Source organism: Variovorax sp. PAMC 28711 (assembly GCF_001577265.1).
GTDB lineage: Bacteria > Pseudomonadota > Gammaproteobacteria > Burkholderiales > Burkholderiaceae_C > Variovorax.
On the sequence record NZ_CP014517.1, the window covers coordinates 2776765 to 2792655 of the forward strand.

The window sequence follows — 15891 nt, forward strand, 5'->3', positions numbered from 1 at the left end:
AGCTAAAATCGCCGGTCCGAGGAGCGTTGCAGCGCCGACATAGGCGTGAGGCTCGGACACCTTCGCAACCACGCTCATCCGCTGTTCCCGCGGTGAGTCGATTGATTTCCGGACGACTTTCCCTGACAGCGGCACCTTTCAAACTCGTTTTGTTGGAGTTCCTCATGAGCGCTGTTCTCAAGCCCACCCCCATCGTTTCCCCCGATCAGGCGATCGCCGACCTGTCCCTCGCCGCCTGGGGCCGCAAGGAAATCCGCATCGCGGAAACCGAAATGCCCGGCCTGATGGCCATTCGCCAGGAATTCGCCAAGGCGCAGTCGCTCAAGGGCGCGCGCATCACGGGTTCGCTGCACATGACCATCCAGACCGCGGTGCTCATCGAGACGCTGCAGGCGCTGGGCGCCGACGTGCGCTGGGCCTCGTGCAACATCTTCTCGACGCAGGACCACGCCGCCGCGGCCATCGCCGCCGCCGGCACGCCGGTGTTCGCCATCAAGGGCGAAACGCTGACCGACTACTGGGACTACACCCATGCCATCTTCGACTTTGGCCCCAAGGGTTCGAAGGGCGAAGGCCCGAACATGATCCTGGACGACGGCGGCGATGCCACGTTGCTGATGCATCTGGGCAAGAAGGCTGAAAAAGACCCGAGCGCGCTGGCCAACCCGACCAGCGACGAAGAACGCATCCTGTACGCAGCGATCAAGGCCAAGCTGGCCGTCGACAACACCTGGTACAGCCGCAAGTCGGCCGAGATCATCGGTGTGACCGAAGAGACGACCACCGGCGTGCTGCGCCTGAACGAGATGTCGGCCAAGGGCACGCTGATGTTCCGCGCCATCAACGTGAACGATTCGGTCACCAAGAGCAAGTTCGACAACCTGTACGGTTGCCGCGAATCGCTGGTCGATGCGATCAAGCGTGCGACCGACGTGATGATCGCCGGCAAGGTGGCGGTCGTGGCCGGCTACGGTGACGTGGGCAAGGGCTCGGCCCAGGCGCTGCGCGCGCTGTCGGCACAGGTGTGGGTGACCGAGGTCGACCCGATCAATGCACTGCAGGCCGCGATGGAAGGCTACAAGGTCGTGACGATGGAGTACGCCGCCGACAAGGCCGACATCTTCGTGTCGGCCACCGGCAACCTGTCGGTCATCACGCACGACCACATGGCCGCCATGAAGGACCAGGCGATCGTTTGCAACATCGGTCACTTCGACAACGAGATCGACGTCGCGTCGATCGAGAAGTACGAGTGGGAAGAGATCAAGCCGCAGGTCGATCACATCACGTTCCCCGACGGCAAGAAGATCATCCTGCTGGCCAAGGGCCGCCTGGTGAACCTGGGCTGCGGCACCGGCCACCCGAGTTTTGTGATGTCGTCGTCGTTCGCGAACCAGACCATCGCGCAGATCGAGCTCTTCACCAAGCCGGACGCCTACGAGTCGGGCAAGGTGTATGTGTTGCCCAAGCACCTCGACGAGAAGGTGGCCCGCCTGCACCTGAAGAAGGTCGGCGCGATGCTGACCGAACTGTCGGACGCACAGGCCGCCTACATCGGCGTGCCTAAGCAAGGCCCGTACAAGGCCGACACCTACCGCTACTGATCGAAGCGAAGTGAAAAACCTTCGTGCTTCGCACTCCGGTGCGAGCTTGCTTGGGACGGCCCGGCGCCGCGCTCATGCGCGCTGATCAATTGTTGGTGGAGCGCGGCCTGGCCGCATCGCGTTCGCAGGCGGTCCGGCTCATCGCCGGGGGGTTGCGTTGGCGCGATGCGGGCACGGCCGACGCATGGCGAAGCGTGGTCAAGAACCGCGATGACCTGCCCGAAACCGCAGAGCTGGAACTGCTCGATGCGGGCGAATCGCGCTATGTGTCGCGCGGTGGGCTGAAGCTCGAAGGCGCGTTGAAGCGCGCGGGCATCGACCCGACCGGCAAGCAATGCCTGGACATCGGCCAGTCGACTGGCGGCTTCACCGATTGCCTGCTGCAGCATGGCGCTGCGCATGTGGTCGGGGTCGATGTCGGGCATGGCCAGCTGCACCAGCGGCTGCGAGACGACGAGCGCGTCAGCGCGATCGAAAAGGTCAATGCACGCGCGTTGACCGCGGTGGATCTGCTCGCCGCCAGCGTCGACGAGGCGGACGATCCGGCGACGCTGGATCTGGATTTCGAGCCGCGCTTCGACCTGATCGTCGGCGACCTGTCGTTCATCTCACAGACGCTGGTGCTGCCCGCGGTCGTGCCGTTTTTGTCGGCCGGCGGCGATTTGCTCATGCTGGTCAAGCCACAGTTCGAACTGCAGCCGGGCCAGGTCGGCAAAGGCGGTATCGTGCGCGACGAGGCGATGTACGCCATCGTCGAAACGCGTTTGCGCGAGGCCTGCGCTGCGTTGCAACTTCGCGTGGTGCGATGGTTCGACAGCCCGATCGAAGGGGGCGACGGCAACCACGAGTTTTTCATTCATGCCGTTCGCCAGGACGGTGCCCCCGGGAGCCAGTGATGGGTCTGCCGCTCAGCTTTGAATTTTTTCCGACCAAGACGCCTGAAGGCGCGGTCAAGCTGCGCGCAGTGCGCCAGCAGCTCTATGTGCACAAGCCCGAGTTTTGCTCGGTCACCTACGGCGCCGGCGGCTCCACGCACGACGGCACGTTCAACGCGGTGCGCGAAATCCTCGAAGAGGAGGTCGACGCGGCCAGCCACTTTTCATGCATCGGCGCCACCAAGGCAACGGTGCGCACGCAGCTGGCCGAACTGAAGGCCATGGGCGTGAAGCGCATTGTCGCGCTTCGGGGCGACCTGCCGAGCGGCTACGGCATCGGCGGCGAGTTCCACTATGCAAGCGATCTCGTCCGGTTCATTCGCGACGAGACCGGACGCGATTTCCACATCGAGGTGGCCTGCTACCCCGAAGTGCACCCCCAGGCGAAGTCGCCGGAAGCCGACTTGCAGGCGTACGCCGCCAAGGTGCGCGCTGGCGCCGATTCGGCCATCACGCAGTATTTTTTCAGCGCTGAGGCGTACTTCCGCTTTGTCAACGAGAGCCGCAAGCTGGGGCTCGATGTGCCGGTGGTGCCGGGCGTCATGCCGATCATCAGCTCGACCCAGCTGATGCGCTTTTCTGACGCGTGCGGCGCAGAGATCCCGCGCTGGATCCGGTTGCGCCTGCAGTCTTATGGCGACGACATCGCCTCGATCAAGGCCTTCGGGCTTGATGTGGTGACCGACCTCTGCCAGCGTCTGCGCGCGGGTGGCGCCCCGGCCCTGCATTTCTACACGATGAACCAGGCGCAAGCGACGCTGGGGGTGCTGGAGCGCCTGGGGTGAAAGGGCTGCGCGCCGCGCTGGTGAGCGGGCTGTGCTGTGCGCTAGCAGCTTGCACCACGCCGCCCGCTCCTGTTGACGGCGCGGCGCCCGATGCCGCCGACAAGGTGTCGATCGCCCGACTGAGTCCGCTCGCACGCGGACTCGCGGTGCCGGCGGGGGCCGCACCGCGCTCCCTGGTGCCAGGCGTCAATTACGACCTCAGCGTGCCGGGCACTGGCAGCGACGACCTGCCCCCCGACGATGGCGTGCCCGGCGACGGTGCCTCGCGCGATGTGTTCGAGCGGGGCGGCGCTTCCTGGTACGGCATCCAGTTCCATCAGAAGAAGACGGCCAACGGCGAGCGTTTCGACATGGGCGCCTTCACCGCGGCCCACAAGACGCTGCCCTTCAACACGCGCGTCTGCGTGCGCAGCCTGGTCAACGGCAAGGAAGTGCTGGTGCGGATCAACGATCGCGGGCCTTATGCGCAGGGGCGCGTCATCGACCTGAGCCGCGCTGCGGCCGACCAGATCGGCCTGATCGCGATGGGCATCAAGCAGGTGGCGTTGTCGGTGATCGACCGCAAGGACCAGCGTTGCGGCGGGGCGGTGGCGAATCTGGACGCCGCGCCGATGGCAGCAGAGCCGGCTTCTGCGCCGAAGCGGAGCGCGCGTCAGGCCGCGCCGAAGCGCCGTCGCTGAACGTCAGCCGCCCGCGTCCAGTGAAAAGCTGGCGTTGCGGTCCTGAGCCAGGCGTTCTACCAACTGGGGCAGCGCCTCCGCCAGCTTCGCCTTCAGCGTGTGCGGCGGGTTGATCAGGAACATGCCGCTCGCCGGCAATCCCGGCCGCTTCACTTCTCCGGTCGGTTCGGTGATGACCTTGCTCGACTTGACGGTGAGTGTGGCGTGCAGCCACGACTTGCCGGCCTTGGTCGCCATCGTTTTCAGGCGGCGCGGCAAGTCGTGCGCCTCGGGCCGCGGAATGATGGGGTACCAGACCGCGTAGGTGCCGGTGGCGAAGCGTTTGAGGGCCTCGCCCGCGAAGTCGAGCACGCGCCCGTAGTCGCTCTTGATTTCGTAGCTCGGGTCCATCAGGACCAGCGCACGGCGCGACGGCGGCGGTAGGAACTTGGTGGCGCTCAAAAAACCGTCTTCGCGCAGCACCGCGATCTGCCGGCCGGCATCGAGCTGGGCGATGTTCGCGTCCAGCGTCTTGGCGTCGGTCGGATGGAGTTCGTAGAGCTTGAGCTTGTCGTGATCGCGCAGCAGGTGCTGGACGATGAAGGGCGAGCCCGGATAAATCTTGGCGCCGCCACGCGGATTGAAATCGCGGATCACCGCAAGGTACCGCTCGATGGCGTCGGCCAGCGGGACGTCGGTCTTCGCCTTGGCAAAAAACCGCAACACGCCGTTGGCGGCCTCGCCGCTGGTGTCGGCGTAATCGCCGTCCAGCCGGTACAGGCCGGCGCCAGCGTGCGTGTCGACGACGGTGAGCGCGGCGTCTTTTTCGAGCAAATACTCGAGGGTGGCAATCAGCACCGTGTGCTTGAGCACGTCGGCGTGGTTGCCGGCGTGGAAGGCGTGGCGGTAACTGAACATAGGGTCGATGGTACCCGCTGGCGCCGTTTCTTTATATAATCGAAGGCTTCGCAGCGCTTTAGTGGCCCCGCGGCGAGGCACGACAACCGTTTCGGCGGGCGTCAGATCCCACCTAAGAGATTCCCATCAGAGGAACGCCGACCGTGTAAAAGGGCCCAGCAAACCCCTCTTTTCAAAGAGAAACTCATGACCAAAACGTTCAGCGCCAAACCCGCTGACGTGACGCACGAGTGGTTTGTGATTGACGCGACCGACAAGGTCCTCGGACGAGTAGCCAGCGAAGTTGCTCTCCGTTTGCGCGGCAAACACAAGGCCATTTACACGCCTCACGTCGATACTGGTGATTTCATCGTCATCATCAATGCAGCCCAGCTGCGCGTCACCGGCGCCAAGTCGATCGACAAGGTGTACTACCGTCACTCGGGCTACCCGGGCGGCATCAGTGCCACCAACTTCCGCGACATGCAAAACAAGTTTCCGGGCCGTGCCCTGGAAAAGGCCGTCAAGGGCATGCTGCCCAAGGGTCCGCTTGGCTACGCGATGATCAAGAAGCTCAAGGTCTACGGCGGCGCGGAACATCCGCACACCGCCCAACAGCCGAAGGTGCTGGAGATCGCAGGCTTGTCCACCAACGCTCAACGTGAGGCCGCCAAATCATGATCGGTGAATGGAACAACGGCACCGGCCGTCGCAAATCGAGCGTCGCCCGCGTGTTCATGAAAAAAGGCACCGGCAAGATCACGATCAATGGCAAGGACATCCAGGCCTATTTCGGCCGCGAAACGTCCATCATGATCGCCAAGCAACCGCTGTTCTTGACGAACAACGTCGAAGCGTTCGACATCATGATCAACGTCGCCGGCGGCGGTGAATCCGGCCAGGCAGGCGCTGCCCGCCACGGCATCACCCGTGCGCTGATCGACTACGACGCAACGCTCAAGCCGGTGTTGAGCCAGGCTGGCTTCGTGACGCGCGATGCGCGTGAAGTCGAGCGCAAGAAGGTCGGCCTGCACTCCGCACGCCGCCGCAAGCAGTTCTCCAAGCGTTAATCCGCTTTTGGGCTTACTGCCTGCATTGCCAAAAAGCCGCCTTCGGGCGGTTTTTTGTTGGGTGCAGTAGCATTCCCCATTGGCCGCACCACGGCCCACCCCACAGGAGTCCTCTCAATGAGTGCCGTAGCCGAAAATATCCAGACCCCGACGCCCGCGCCGCAAATGCCCGAGCCGATTCTTTTTACCGACAGCGCCGCACTGAAGGTGGCCGATCTGATTGCCGAAGAAGGCAACCCCGAACTCAAGCTGCGCGTGTTCGTGCAAGGCGGCGGCTGCTCCGGGTTTTCGTATGGTTTTACCTTCGACGAGATCACCAACGAGGACGACACCACGATGACCAAGAACGGTGTCTCGCTGCTGATCGATGCAATGAGCTACCAGTACCTGGTGGGTGCCGAGATCGACTACAAGGAAGATCTGCAAGGCGCCCAGTTCGTCATCAAGAACCCGAACGCGACCAGCACCTGCGGCTGCGGTTCGAGCTTCTCGGCCTGATCAGTTGCTGCTGATCACGGTGTCCAGACAAGCCGCCTCCGGGCGGCTTTTTGCTGCCTGCCTTTCCCGTTTCTCATGACCGTGCCTGACGCTGTTCCTTCGCCCACGTACCGCAAGAGCCTGCTCTGGCTGGTCGCCGTCGGCTTTTTCATGCAGACGCTCGACGCGACGATCATCAACACGGCGCTGCCTGCCATGGCCGCGAGCCTGGGCGAGAGTCCGCTGCGCATGCAGTCGGTGATCGTTGCCTATGCGCTCACGATGGCGATGCTGATTCCGGCTTCGGGCTGGATCACCGACCGCTTCGGCACGCGACGGGTGTTCTTTTCGGCGATCGTGCTGTTCGTCGCCGGCTCACTGGCCTGCGCCGCGTCGCACGGCCTCGGTCAGCTGGTGGCTGCCCGCATCCTCCAGGGGGCTGGCGGAGCCCTGTTGCTGCCGGTCGGGCGCCTGGCCCTGTTGCGCACCGTGCCGCGCAGCGAGTTCGTGCAGGCGATGAGTTTCGTCGCGATTCCGGGGCTGATCGGGCCGTTGCTCGGCCCCACGCTGGGTGGCTGGCTGGTCCAGTACGCGTCATGGCACTGGATCTTTCTCATCAACGTGCCGGTCGGCATCTGCGGCTGCCTGGCCACGCTGAGGTTCATGCCGGACCTGCGGGCGGCCGTGTTGAAGCGCTTCGACGGCACGGGCTACGCGCTGCTCGCCTTCGGCATGGTCGCAGTGTCGCTCGCGCTCGACGGCGTCTCGGGACTCGGTCTGCGCCAGGTCGGCGTCCTGCTGCTCATGGTGTTCGGCTTCGCCAGCCTGGTCGCTTACTGGTTGCACGCGGCGCGTCGGCCCGAGCCGCTGTTTTCGCCCGAGATGCTGCGCATTCCGACTTACAGCGTGGGCCTGCTCGGCAATCTGTTCTCGCGCCTTGGCAGCGGGTGCATGCCGTTTCTGGTGCCGCTCCTGTTGCAGGTGTCGATGGGGTTCTCGCCGTTGCACGCCGGGCTCACGATGTTGCCCATCGCGCTGGCCGGCATGGCCATGAAGCGCGCCGCCGCACCGCTCATCACACGCTATGGCTACCGGCGCGTGCTGGTGATCAACACCATCCTGGTCGGCGCCTCGATGGCGACCTTCGCGCTGGCCGCGCCCGCCCAGTCGATGGTCTGGTTGGTGGTCCAGCTGCTGGCGTTCGGCGCCTTCAATTCGCTTCAGTTCACGGCCATGAACACGGTCACCTTGCGCGATCTCTCGCCCGACATGGCGAGCAGCGGCAACAGTCTTTTTTCGATGGTGCAGATGCTGGCCATGAGCCTGGCCGTCGCTGCCGCCAGCACGGTGCTTTCGGGCTTCACCGATCTCTTCGGCAAGGCGACGCCGCTCGACACGCTGCATGCCTTCCAGGCCACGTTTGCCGGCATGGGGCTGGTGACGGTGGCGTCGGCCTTGATCTTCTGGCACCTGCCGCCGGAAGCGCGTGCGGTGCAGCCGGAGCAGCCCGAGGTGTCCGGGCAGGGCTGACCTCGCAACCTGGTCGGGCTCATGCCGGGTAGATCGCCCCCAGCACGCGGCCGCCGCGGGCGCCTGTCACGCTGGCCAGGTTGCCGTGCTCCCGGCGGATGGTGGCACGGGCCAGCCAGGCGAAGGCCGCCGCCTCGACCTGCTGGGGCGGCAGGCCGCGCTCGCCCGACGACACGACCTCAACGTCCGGCAGCAGGGCGCGAAGGCGCCCCATCAGGTGCTCGTTGAGTGCGCCCCCGCCGCAAACGATCAGCGTCTTGCTGTCGCTTCCATGGCGCGTGACGCCCGCCGCGCACGTGACCGCGGTCAGTTCGGCCAGCGTCGCTTGAACGTCGGCTGTGCCGGCATGCGCGTGTTCCTGCAGGTGCGCCATCAGCCAGGGCGGGTTGAAAAGATCGCGTCCGGTGCTCTTGGGCGGCGGCCTGGCGAAGTATGGGTCGGCGCACAGGCGCGCCAGCAACCCGGGCAGCACGCACCCGCCTGCAGCCCATGCGCCGCCGGCGTCGTAGGACTGGCCAAGATGACTCTGGGTCCAGTGGTCCATCAGCGCATTGCCGGGGCCGCAGTCGAATCCGAGGATGGTCTGGGCGTCATTGCGCGTTGCAGGGAGCAGGCTCAGGTTCGAGATGCCGCCAAGGTTCAGCACGGCAACCGCTTCGTCCGGATGCGCGAAGAGTGCGCGGTGGAACGCCGGCACCAGCGGTGCGCCCTGACCTCCGGCGGCCACATCGCGCGTGCGGAACTCCGCGACCACGTCGATGCCGGTCAGTTCGGCGAGCAGTGCGGGGTTGTTGATCTGCAGCGTGTAGCCGGTGTCGTCGAACTCGCCGGGGCGATGCCGCACTGTTTGACCGTGAGCCCCGACAGCGATGATGTCCCGGGGCGAAGCGCCGGCTTTCGCGAGCAGTTCGCGCGTGACTTCCGCGTAGACGCGTGCGAGCGCGCTGCCGGCCAGTGCCGCGCGGTGCAGCTCGTCGACGCCGCCCGGGTTGTTCAGAGACAGAAGTTCGGTGCGAAGCGCCATCGAGAAAGGCGCCACCGCGTGACCGTGCACCTGGATGCCGCCGTCCGAGAAGTCTGCGAGGACACCGTCGACGCCGTCGAGCGACGTGCCCGACATCAGACCAATGTAGCGTTCCGTCATGAGCGGAACCGGGTCTGGGTCAGTCGGCGCTCGCCTGGACAACGGAGAACGCCGCTGCCAGTTCGGTGCGGGTGGCGAGTGCCAACTTTTCGAAGGTCGGACGCGACGCGGCGGTAATCGGTGTTCCGCCGTCTTGCTGCGCAATGGTCGACGGATCGGTGTACTCGCCGTTGACGCGGAATTCGAAGTGCAGGTGCGGGCCGGTGGCCCAACCGGTCGCGCCGACGGCGCCGATGAACTGGCTCTGGCTCACGCTCTGGCCGACTTTCACGTCGACCCGGCTCAGGTGGGCGTACACCGTTTCCTGGTTGTTCCGGTGCTTGACGATGATGATGTTGCCGTAGCCGCTCTGCTGGCCCGCAAACTCCACCGTGCCGTCGCCGACGGCGCGCACTGCCGTGCCGGTCGGCGCAGCGAAGTCGACGCCGTTGTGCTGGCGCCAGCTGTTCAGGATGGGGTGCATGCGCATCGCGAAACCGCTGGAAATGCGTGAGAACTCGACGGGCGACGTGAGGAATGCGTGGCGAAGGCTATCTCCGTTCGGACGGTAATAACCGCCCTTTTTGCCCGGTTCCTGGAACCACAGCGCCTGATGGATCTTGCCGTTGCTCTCGAACTCGGCAGACAGCACGCGGCCGGTGCGCATCGACTGACCATCGGCTTCAAAAGTTTCGTAGACCACGGCGAAGCGATCGCCGCGGCGCAGTTGGCGGAAGTCGACGTCGCCGGAGAAGACGTCGGCCAGCTGGCTGGCCACGGCATCGGGAATGCCGGCGTCGTCGGTCGCTGCAAAGAGCGAACTGCGCACGACGCCGCTCGCCAGTCGGCTGCCTGTCGTTAGCGTTTCGGTTTCGCTGCGAAGCGCGAAACCAGTGGCCGTTTTTTCGACCACGACGCGCCTAAAGCCTCCATCGCCATCGGGAATCCAGCGGGCGCTGAGCTTTTGCAGGCGGTTTTCTTGGGACACCTCGGCCGTGACGGTGCGACCGACACGGTTGAACAGCGCTGCGCGGGCTTCGCCGTTGCCGCGAACGAAGGCGGCAGCGGCCGGGTCGGCAATGCCCAAACGCTGCAGCAGGGCCTCGGCCGTGTCGCTGGCGCGTGTGTTCTCGCTGCGGAAGAGCGTGAAGCTGTGGGCGTCGAGCGCATCGGTTTGTGCGGTGACCGGCAGCGGCTTGACCGCTTCGAGCACTTGTTTGACGGGCAGGTCGGCGGCGTCGGGGCCGAGCGACGCCACGGCGAACGCACCACCACCGGCACACATCAGCACCGCGCCGATCGCGGCGGTGATCTGCTTGGGGTAGGTCCGGAACGTGTGGGCCACCCGGGAAGCCAGCAGCTCCTCGGCAGCGAGAATCTTGTCAATCAATCGTCAAAATCCAGATCAGGTTCAGCGAGTCCGTGATGCAGAGGGCCTCGAGACGAAGGCGGCAACACGGTGCGGAAAGAAGCGCCGATTAGAATCCGGCGCTTGGAAAGTCGGGCTGAGTATAGCTTCGGCCCTACGAAAATCAGCCAAAAACACCAATGAATGCCGAGTTTGTTACATCCCCAGATCTGTCCGATGGTGTAGGACGCGCCCTCGAAATTTCCCTCCGCGGCGCTGATGAGCTGCTGCCGAAGGACGAATGGGTGAACAAGCTGGCGCGTTCGGAATCGACCGGCCAGCCGCTGCGCATCAAGCTCGGGCTCGATCCCACCGCACCGGACATCCACATCGGCCACACCGTCGTGTTGAACAAAATGCGTCAGCTGCAGGACTTGGGCCACACCGTCATTTTCCTGATCGGCGACTTCACGACGACCATCGGCGACCCCTCCGGCCGCAACTCGACGCGTCCGCCACTCACGCGCGAGCAAATCGAGGCGAACGCGCAGACTTATTACAAGCAGGCAAGCCTGGTGCTCGACCCGGCCAAAACGGAAATTCGATACAACTCCGAGTGGAGCGATCCGCTCGGCGCCCGCGGGATGATCCAGCTGGCCGCCAAGTACACAGTGGCACGAATGATGGAGCGCGACGACTTCACCAAGCGGTTCAAGGCGGGCCAGTCGATCTCGGTGCACGAATTCCTCTACCCGCTGATGCAGGGCTATGACTCCGTCGCGCTGAAGAGCGACCTGGAGCTCGGCGGCACCGACCAGAAGTTCAACCTGCTGGTCGGCCGCCATCTCCAGCAGGAGTACGGCCAGGAGCCACAGTGCATCCTCACGATGCCGTTGCTCGAAGGTCTCGACGGCGTCGAGAAGATGTCGAAAAGCAAGAACAACTACATCGGCATCAGCGAAGACCCCAACACGATGTTCGCCAAGGTGCTGTCAATTTCAGACACGCTGATGTGGAAGTGGTACACGCTGCTGAGCTTCCAGTCCCTCGCGCAGATCGCGGCGCTCAAGGCCGACATCGCCGCTGGCCGGAATCCGAAGGATGCGAAGGTCGCGCTGGCCAAGGAAATCACCGCCCGCTTCCACAGCGCGGCGGCGGCCGAGGCGGCCGAGCAGGATTTCATCAACCGCAGCAAGGGCGGCGTGCCGGACGAGATTCCGGACCGCAGCGTCGGCGGCGCGCCGCTCGGCATCGGGCAATTGCTCAAGCAAGCCGGACTGGCGGAGTCAAGCGGCGAGGGCAACCGGTTGATCGATGGCGGCGGGGTTCGCATTGATTCGGTGGTGGTCACCGACAAGGGCCTGAAGCTGGCGGCCGGGACCTACGTGGTTCAGGTCGGCAAGCGCAAGTTCGCGCGCGTGACGCTGTCTACCTGACTTCGACCGTCACGCGGCGATTGCGTGGTTCGTCGGTTTCGTCCGCCGTCGGCACCGCAGGGTCGCGTTCGCCGCGGCCCACGGCCTCGATGCGTGACGGCGGGAAGCGGCGCTCGATGAACATCTGGCGCACCTGCTGCGCGCGGCGGCTCGACAACGCATCGTTCTGCAAATCCGTACCGACCGTGTCGGTGTAGCCGGTGATCACAATGTCGCCGCCGCTGCGCGATTCCGCTGCAACCAGCGCTTCCGTCATCGTGCGCTGCGACTCGGTCGTCAGCATCACGCCGCCGCCGTCGAAATAGACGGTGTAGCGCTGTGCGCGCTGCGGCGCGAGATCGAACAGTGTCTTGTTGTCGGCACGGACCTGCGCCGGGTCGGCCTGGTCGACAACGGGTGCACCCGCCGCACCTGTCGGCACGGTCGCGCGTTGATAGGGTTTGTTCAAGAGCTCTTCACCGCCCCTGGAACTCACCACCACGGCCGAGGCACGGCCGTCTTCCTGTGGCAGCAGCACGACCCGCGTAGCGGGCGTCGAGCAGGCCGTCAGCAAGAGCGTCGCCACCACGATGGCCCAGGCGGGCAACCGGTGCCACAACCTCATTGAGCATCTGCCTGCACGATGAAGTCGGTTCCCCGGATGCCGATGGTGACGGTCTGGGTTTCGATGCGGACCGCATCCGGGTGGGTCTTGCCGATCAGGCCGGTGATCATGCGCAGCGTGCCGCGCAGCAATGCGATGACCATGCCGCCGTCCTGCGTGGTGGCGTCAAAGCTGAATTCCTTGAGGTCGAGCCGGGAGGACGGCCCCACGACCAGCGTCGTGCCGTCGCGCAGCACCACGCTCGCAGCGGAATCCTTGCCAGTCACGATGCGCTCGATCGGCGCCACCACGTCACCCGCCGACGCGGGGCGCATCGCCCCGTTCGCGCTCAGCAACTGCACATCGCCACGAACGTTCTTGACGAAGCCGGCGTGCTCGGAAAGCGACGGCGCGGCTGCAGCAGGTGCTGCGCTTTGTGCGGAAGCGAATGCTGCTGCGAGCATCAGCCCGCAAAGGCTTGTCCATGTTCTGAATCTCATTCTGGGCTCCTCTGATCTCATCGTTTCCGGTGCGGGGATGTTAAGTCACCCTGTACGAGCGTCATTCAAAAAAGGCTGGCCCGCCATAATTCGAGCTCTGTGCCACCTTCCGACGCAACCCTTGCATTTTGTGATCGCATGACACCCAAAAGGTTGCTCCAGTTATCGATTGCTGTTGCGCTCGTGACAATCGTCCTCAAGGGAATCGCGGGTTACGTGACAAATTCCATGGGTTTGATTTCAGACGCCATGGAATCGTTCGTGAACCTCGCGAGCGCCATGTTCGCGCTCGCGATGGTCACCATCGCTGCCCGCCCGGCCGACGAGAACCATCCCTATGGTCATCACAAGGCCGAGTACTTTTCTTCCGGCTTCGAAGGCATCCTGATTGTCGGCGCGGCGCTCGCCATCCTCTGGGTGTCGATCGTGCGACTGAGGTCGCCGCAGCCCATCGAGCAGATCGGCTGGGGCCTGTTGCTGTCCATCGTCAGCTCGGGCTTCAACGCGGCGCTGGCCTGGGTCCTGTTCCGTGCGGCCAAAGTGCATCGTTCCATCGCGCTGGAGGCCGATGGCCGCCATCTGGTGACCGATGTCTGGACGTCCGTTGCCGTCGTCGTGGGCATCGTGGCCGTGCATTTCACCGGCTGGCTCTGGCTCGACCCGGTGCTGGCGATCGGGGTGGCGCTCAACATCTTGCGGGAAGGCGCGCACCTCGTCTGGCGTTCGTCGCAAGGGCTGATGGACGCTGCCTTGCCGCCCGAGTCACGGGCCGCCGTTCAGGCCACGCTCGACCGTTTTGCTGCCCAGTCCCCCGACGGCGCACAGCTGCGGTTCGATGACCTCGTGACCCGCAGCGCCGGCCAGCGGTTGTTTGCCGACCTGCACATGCACGCGCCGGGCGACTGGACGCTGGAGCGCGCCGCCGGCCTGCGCGATGCGCTGGAGCAGGCGTTGATGGACGCCGTCCCCGGCCTGCGCGTGACGATCCAGCTGCTGCCGCTGGGAATGGAAGCGCGCGCCGTGCAACTCGCGCCCAACGCATGAAAGCGGTGCTGCAGCGCGTCGCCGAAGCACGCGTCGACATCGCGGGTGACACGGTGGGCGCGATCGGCGCCGGCCTGCTCGTGCTCCTGTGCGCGGAGCGAGGCGACAGCGATGCGCTGGCCGATCGATTGCTCACCAAGCTCCTGAAGCTGCGCATCTTCGCCGACGAGGCCGGGAAGATGAATCGCAGCGTGCAGGACATCGGCGGCGGCTTGTTGATCGTCAGCCAGTTCACGCTGGCCGCCGATGTGAGCGGCGGCAACCGGCCGAGCTTCACGGCCGCGGCCGCGCCGGACGAGGGCCGGCGCCTTTATGAATTGTTCGTCGCGAAAGCGCGCGCTGTGCATCCGGCGGTCGCCACCGGCGTGTTCGCGGCGGACATGCAGGTGCACCTGGTGAACGACGGGCCGGTCACCATCCCGCTGTCGTTTTCGTAGGCGCGCGGATCGGCGTTCACGGCACTCACGGCGCTCAGTACGGGTTGCGAATCCCCAGCCCGGCCAGAATCTCGATCTCGCGCGCTTCCATCTCTTCGGCGTCGGCCTCGCCGGTTTCATGGTCCCAGCCCTGGGCGTGCAGCGTGCCGTGCACGACCATGTGCGCGTAGTGCGCAACCAGCGTCTTGCGCTGTTCTTTCGCCTCGCGGGCGATGACCGGGGCACACAGCACCAGGTCGGCCATGACCAGCGGCGCCTGCGCGTAATCGAAAGTCAGTACGTTGGTCGCGTAATCCTTGCCGCGGAACTCGCGGTTCAGACGCTGGCCTTCGTCGGCGTCCACGATCCGCACGGTGATCTCGCCGTCGGCATCGAGCGCGTGGCGAATCCAGCGCGTCACGCCGTGGCGCGGCAACGCAGCGCGGTGGCGCTCGACGCCCTGGAAGCGCGCGAATTGCAGCGAGAGAGAGAGTTCTGCCAGTGCCATGTCAGCGTGCTGCGGCGCCGGTGGCGCGTCGCTTGCGTGGCCCGTCGTAAGCATCGACGATGCGCGCGACCAGCGGATGCCGCACCACGTCGGCACTCGTGAAATGCGTCGTCGCGATGCCCTTCACGCGGCGCAACACGCGCTCCGCATCGATCAGGCCGCTGAGCTGGCTTTTGGGCAGATCGATCTGGCTGACGTCGCCCGTGACCACCGCCTTGGCGCCGAAGCCGATGCGCGTGAGGAACATCTTCATCTGCGCGGGCGTGGTGTTCTGTGCTTCGTCGAGGATCACGAAGGCGTTGTTCAAGGTGCGGCCGCGCATGAAGGCCAGCGGCGCGATTTCCAGCGCGTTGCGCTCGAAGGCCTTCATGACCTTGTCGTAGCCCATCAGCTCGTAGAGCGCGTCGTACAGCGGGCGCAGGTAGGGGTCGACTTTTTCGGTCAGGTTGCCGGGCAGGAAACCGAGTCGCTCGCCTGCTTCGACCGCCGGCCGGGTCAGTACGATGCGCTGCACCGCGCTCCGTTCCAGTGCATCGACCGCGCAAGCCACCGCGAGGTAGGTCTTGCCCGTGCCGGCCGGCCCGATCCCGAAGGTGATGTCGTGGCTCGCGATGTTCTCGAGGTAGGTGGCTTGCGTCGGGGTGCGCGCGCGCAGGTCGGCGCGTCGGGTGACCAGCATCGGGCCGACTTCGCCTTCCTCGGTCATTCCGGAGTCGCTGGCCAGCGTGAGTTGCACGACGGCCGGATCGATGGCGCGCTCGGCGATTTCGTAGAGCGCCTGCAGCACCTCGATGGCCTGCTCGGCCTTCGCCTTCGGCCCTTCGACCTTGAATTGCTCGTGCCGGTGCGCGACCTTCACGTCCAGAGCCTCTTCGATGCGGCGCAGGTGCTCGTCGAGCGGGCCGCAAAGGTTGACGAGACGGGTGTTGTTGAGGGGTTTGAAAGTGTGGCGAATGATCAAAGGGATAATTCCGGC

Annotated in this window: 18 protein-coding genes and 1 riboswitch; of the genes, 11 read left to right on the forward strand and 7 right to left on the reverse strand. The window is 65.1% G+C overall.

The features are described 5' to 3' along the window. The first annotated feature begins 12 nt into the window (after positions 1-12). A riboswitch (S-adenosyl-L-homocysteine riboswitch) is annotated at positions 13-83 on the forward strand. An 81-nt stretch (positions 84-164) separates the two neighbouring features. From ahcY to AX767_RS13460, 4 genes are all read left to right on the forward strand, one after another. Further along, on the forward strand, positions 165-1604 hold the full coding sequence (ahcY, locus tag AX767_RS13445; protein ID WP_068631801.1) for an adenosylhomocysteinase: 1440 nt from the start codon (positions 165-167) through the stop codon (positions 1602-1604). A 74-nt stretch (positions 1605-1678) separates the two neighbouring features. Continuing rightward, positions 1679-2500: a TlyA family RNA methyltransferase gene (locus AX767_RS13450; protein WP_068633695.1), complete on the forward strand. Its 822-nt coding sequence runs from the start codon at positions 1679-1681 to the stop codon at positions 2498-2500. Continuing rightward, positions 2500-3324 carry a methylenetetrahydrofolate reductase [NAD(P)H] gene (gene metF / locus AX767_RS13455; protein WP_068631802.1) on the forward strand — a complete coding sequence of 275 codons (825 nt, stop codon included), beginning with the start codon at positions 2500-2502 and terminating at the stop codon, positions 3322-3324. Before AX767_RS13450 ends, metF begins: the two co-directional genes overlap by 1 nt. Next, positions 3321-4004, forward strand: coding sequence for a septal ring lytic transglycosylase RlpA family protein (locus tag AX767_RS13460; protein WP_237288458.1), 684 nt, complete (start codon positions 3321-3323; stop codon positions 4002-4004). The genes metF and AX767_RS13460 overlap by 4 nt, the downstream gene beginning before the upstream one ends. A gap of 3 nt (positions 4005-4007) precedes the next feature. On the opposite strand, the gene AX767_RS13465 is transcribed toward AX767_RS13460, so the two are convergent. Continuing rightward, positions 4008-4901 carry a 23S rRNA (adenine(2030)-N(6))-methyltransferase RlmJ gene (locus AX767_RS13465; RefSeq protein ID WP_068631803.1) on the reverse strand — a complete coding sequence of 298 codons (894 nt, stop codon included), beginning with the start codon at positions 4899-4901 and terminating at the stop codon, positions 4008-4010. A 186-nt stretch (positions 4902-5087) separates the two neighbouring features. Here AX767_RS13465 and rplM point away from each other — a divergent pair, with 186 nt between their 5' ends. The 4 genes from rplM to mdtD all read left to right on the forward strand — a co-directional run bounded on the left by rplM (position 5088) and on the right by mdtD (position 7957). Further along, entirely contained in the window at positions 5088-5561 is a 474-nt protein-coding gene (gene rplM, locus AX767_RS13470) for a 50S ribosomal protein L13 (RefSeq protein ID WP_068631804.1), read from the forward strand. After that, complete coding sequence (gene rpsI, locus AX767_RS13475; RefSeq protein WP_068631805.1) at positions 5558-5950, forward strand: 30S ribosomal protein S9; 393 nt, start codon at positions 5558-5560, stop codon at positions 5948-5950. The genes rplM and rpsI overlap by 4 nt, the downstream gene beginning before the upstream one ends. A gap of 117 nt (positions 5951-6067) precedes the next feature. Beyond that, on the forward strand, positions 6068-6448 hold the full coding sequence (gene erpA, locus AX767_RS13480) for an iron-sulfur cluster insertion protein ErpA (protein ID WP_068631806.1): 381 nt from the start codon (positions 6068-6070) through the stop codon (positions 6446-6448). Positions 6449-6523: 75 nt separating this feature from the next. Then, positions 6524-7957 carry a multidrug transporter subunit MdtD gene (gene mdtD, locus AX767_RS13485; RefSeq protein ID WP_068631807.1) on the forward strand — a complete coding sequence of 478 codons (1434 nt, stop codon included), beginning with the start codon at positions 6524-6526 and terminating at the stop codon, positions 7955-7957. 19 nt (positions 7958-7976) lie between these two features. Here the strand turns inward: mdtD and AX767_RS13490 are convergent, their stop codons facing one another. Both AX767_RS13490 and AX767_RS13495 read right to left on the reverse strand, forming a co-directional pair. After that, positions 7977-9101 carry an anhydro-N-acetylmuramic acid kinase gene (locus tag AX767_RS13490; protein WP_068631808.1) on the reverse strand — a complete coding sequence of 375 codons (1125 nt, stop codon included), beginning with the start codon at positions 9099-9101 and terminating at the stop codon, positions 7977-7979. A 19-nt stretch (positions 9102-9120) separates the two neighbouring features. Next, positions 9121-10470: a M23 family metallopeptidase gene (locus AX767_RS13495; RefSeq protein WP_068631809.1), complete on the reverse strand. Its 1350-nt coding sequence runs from the start codon at positions 10468-10470 to the stop codon at positions 9121-9123. A 158-nt stretch (positions 10471-10628) separates the two neighbouring features. On the opposite strand from AX767_RS13495, the gene tyrS reads away from it, so the two are divergent. Continuing rightward, a complete protein-coding gene (gene tyrS, locus AX767_RS13500) occupies positions 10629-11864 on the forward strand; it encodes a tyrosine--tRNA ligase (protein WP_068631810.1) in 1236 nt (411 codons plus the stop codon). Here the strand turns inward: tyrS and AX767_RS13505 are convergent. Continuing rightward, positions 11857-12468, reverse strand: coding sequence for an OmpA family protein (locus AX767_RS13505; protein ID WP_068631811.1), 612 nt, complete (start codon positions 12466-12468; stop codon positions 11857-11859). The genes tyrS and AX767_RS13505 overlap by 8 nt on opposite strands. Then, entirely contained in the window at positions 12465-12947 is a 483-nt protein-coding gene (locus AX767_RS13510; RefSeq protein WP_068631812.1) for a FecR family protein, read from the reverse strand. Before AX767_RS13510 ends, AX767_RS13505 begins: the two co-directional genes overlap by 4 nt. Positions 12948-13085: 138 nt before the next feature. On the opposite strand from AX767_RS13510, the gene AX767_RS13515 reads away from it, so the two are divergent. Both AX767_RS13515 and dtd read left to right on the forward strand, forming a co-directional pair. Beyond that, positions 13086-13991, forward strand: a complete 906-nt coding sequence (locus tag AX767_RS13515) for a cation diffusion facilitator family transporter (RefSeq protein WP_068631813.1) — start codon at positions 13086-13088, stop codon at positions 13989-13991. Further along, positions 13988-14428, forward strand: a complete 441-nt coding sequence (gene dtd / locus AX767_RS13520) for a D-aminoacyl-tRNA deacylase (RefSeq protein WP_068631814.1) — start codon at positions 13988-13990, stop codon at positions 14426-14428. Before AX767_RS13515 ends, dtd begins: the two co-directional genes overlap by 4 nt. A gap of 34 nt (positions 14429-14462) precedes the next feature. On the opposite strand, the gene ybeY is transcribed toward dtd, so the two are convergent. Next, positions 14463-14915: an rRNA maturation RNase YbeY gene (gene ybeY, locus AX767_RS13525; protein WP_068631815.1), complete on the reverse strand. Its 453-nt coding sequence runs from the start codon at positions 14913-14915 to the stop codon at positions 14463-14465. Position 14916: 1 nt separating this feature from the next. Next, entirely contained in the window at positions 14917-15876 is a 960-nt protein-coding gene (locus tag AX767_RS13530) for a PhoH family protein (protein ID WP_068631816.1), read from the reverse strand. Positions 15877-15891 lie beyond the last annotated feature (15 nt).

Bases quoted from the DNA above. Each gene is read 5' to 3' on its own strand.
- ahcY (WP_068631801.1), top strand. From the start codon at position 165: ATGAGCGCTGTTCTCAAGCCCACCCCCATCGTTTCCCCCGATCAGGCG.
- AX767_RS13450 (WP_068633695.1), top strand. From the start codon at position 1,679: ATGCGCGCTGATCAATTGTTGGTGGAGCGCGGCCTGGCCGCATCGCGT.
- metF (WP_068631802.1), top strand. From the start codon at position 2,500: ATGGGTCTGCCGCTCAGCTTTGAATTTTTTCCGACCAAGACGCCTGAA.
- AX767_RS13465 (WP_068631803.1), bottom strand. From the start codon at position 4,901: ATGTTCAGTTACCGCCACGCCTTCCACGCCGGCAACCACGCCGACGTG.
- rplM (WP_068631804.1), top strand. From the start codon at position 5,088: ATGACCAAAACGTTCAGCGCCAAACCCGCTGACGTGACGCACGAGTGG.
- rpsI (WP_068631805.1), top strand. From the start codon at position 5,558: ATGATCGGTGAATGGAACAACGGCACCGGCCGTCGCAAATCGAGCGTC.
- erpA (WP_068631806.1), top strand. From the start codon at position 6,068: ATGAGTGCCGTAGCCGAAAATATCCAGACCCCGACGCCCGCGCCGCAA.
- mdtD (WP_068631807.1), top strand. From the start codon at position 6,524: ATGACCGTGCCTGACGCTGTTCCTTCGCCCACGTACCGCAAGAGCCTG.
- AX767_RS13490 (WP_068631808.1), bottom strand. From the start codon at position 9,101: ATGACGGAACGCTACATTGGTCTGATGTCGGGCACGTCGCTCGACGGC.
- tyrS (WP_068631810.1), top strand. From the start codon at position 10,629: ATGAATGCCGAGTTTGTTACATCCCCAGATCTGTCCGATGGTGTAGGA.
- AX767_RS13505 (WP_068631811.1), bottom strand. From the start codon at position 12,468: ATGAGGTTGTGGCACCGGTTGCCCGCCTGGGCCATCGTGGTGGCGACG.
- AX767_RS13510 (WP_068631812.1), bottom strand. From the start codon at position 12,947: ATGAGATTCAGAACATGGACAAGCCTTTGCGGGCTGATGCTCGCAGCA.
- AX767_RS13515 (WP_068631813.1), top strand. From the start codon at position 13,086: ATGACACCCAAAAGGTTGCTCCAGTTATCGATTGCTGTTGCGCTCGTG.
- dtd (WP_068631814.1), top strand. From the start codon at position 13,988: ATGAAAGCGGTGCTGCAGCGCGTCGCCGAAGCACGCGTCGACATCGCG.
- ybeY (WP_068631815.1), bottom strand. From the start codon at position 14,915: ATGGCACTGGCAGAACTCTCTCTCTCGCTGCAATTCGCGCGCTTCCAG.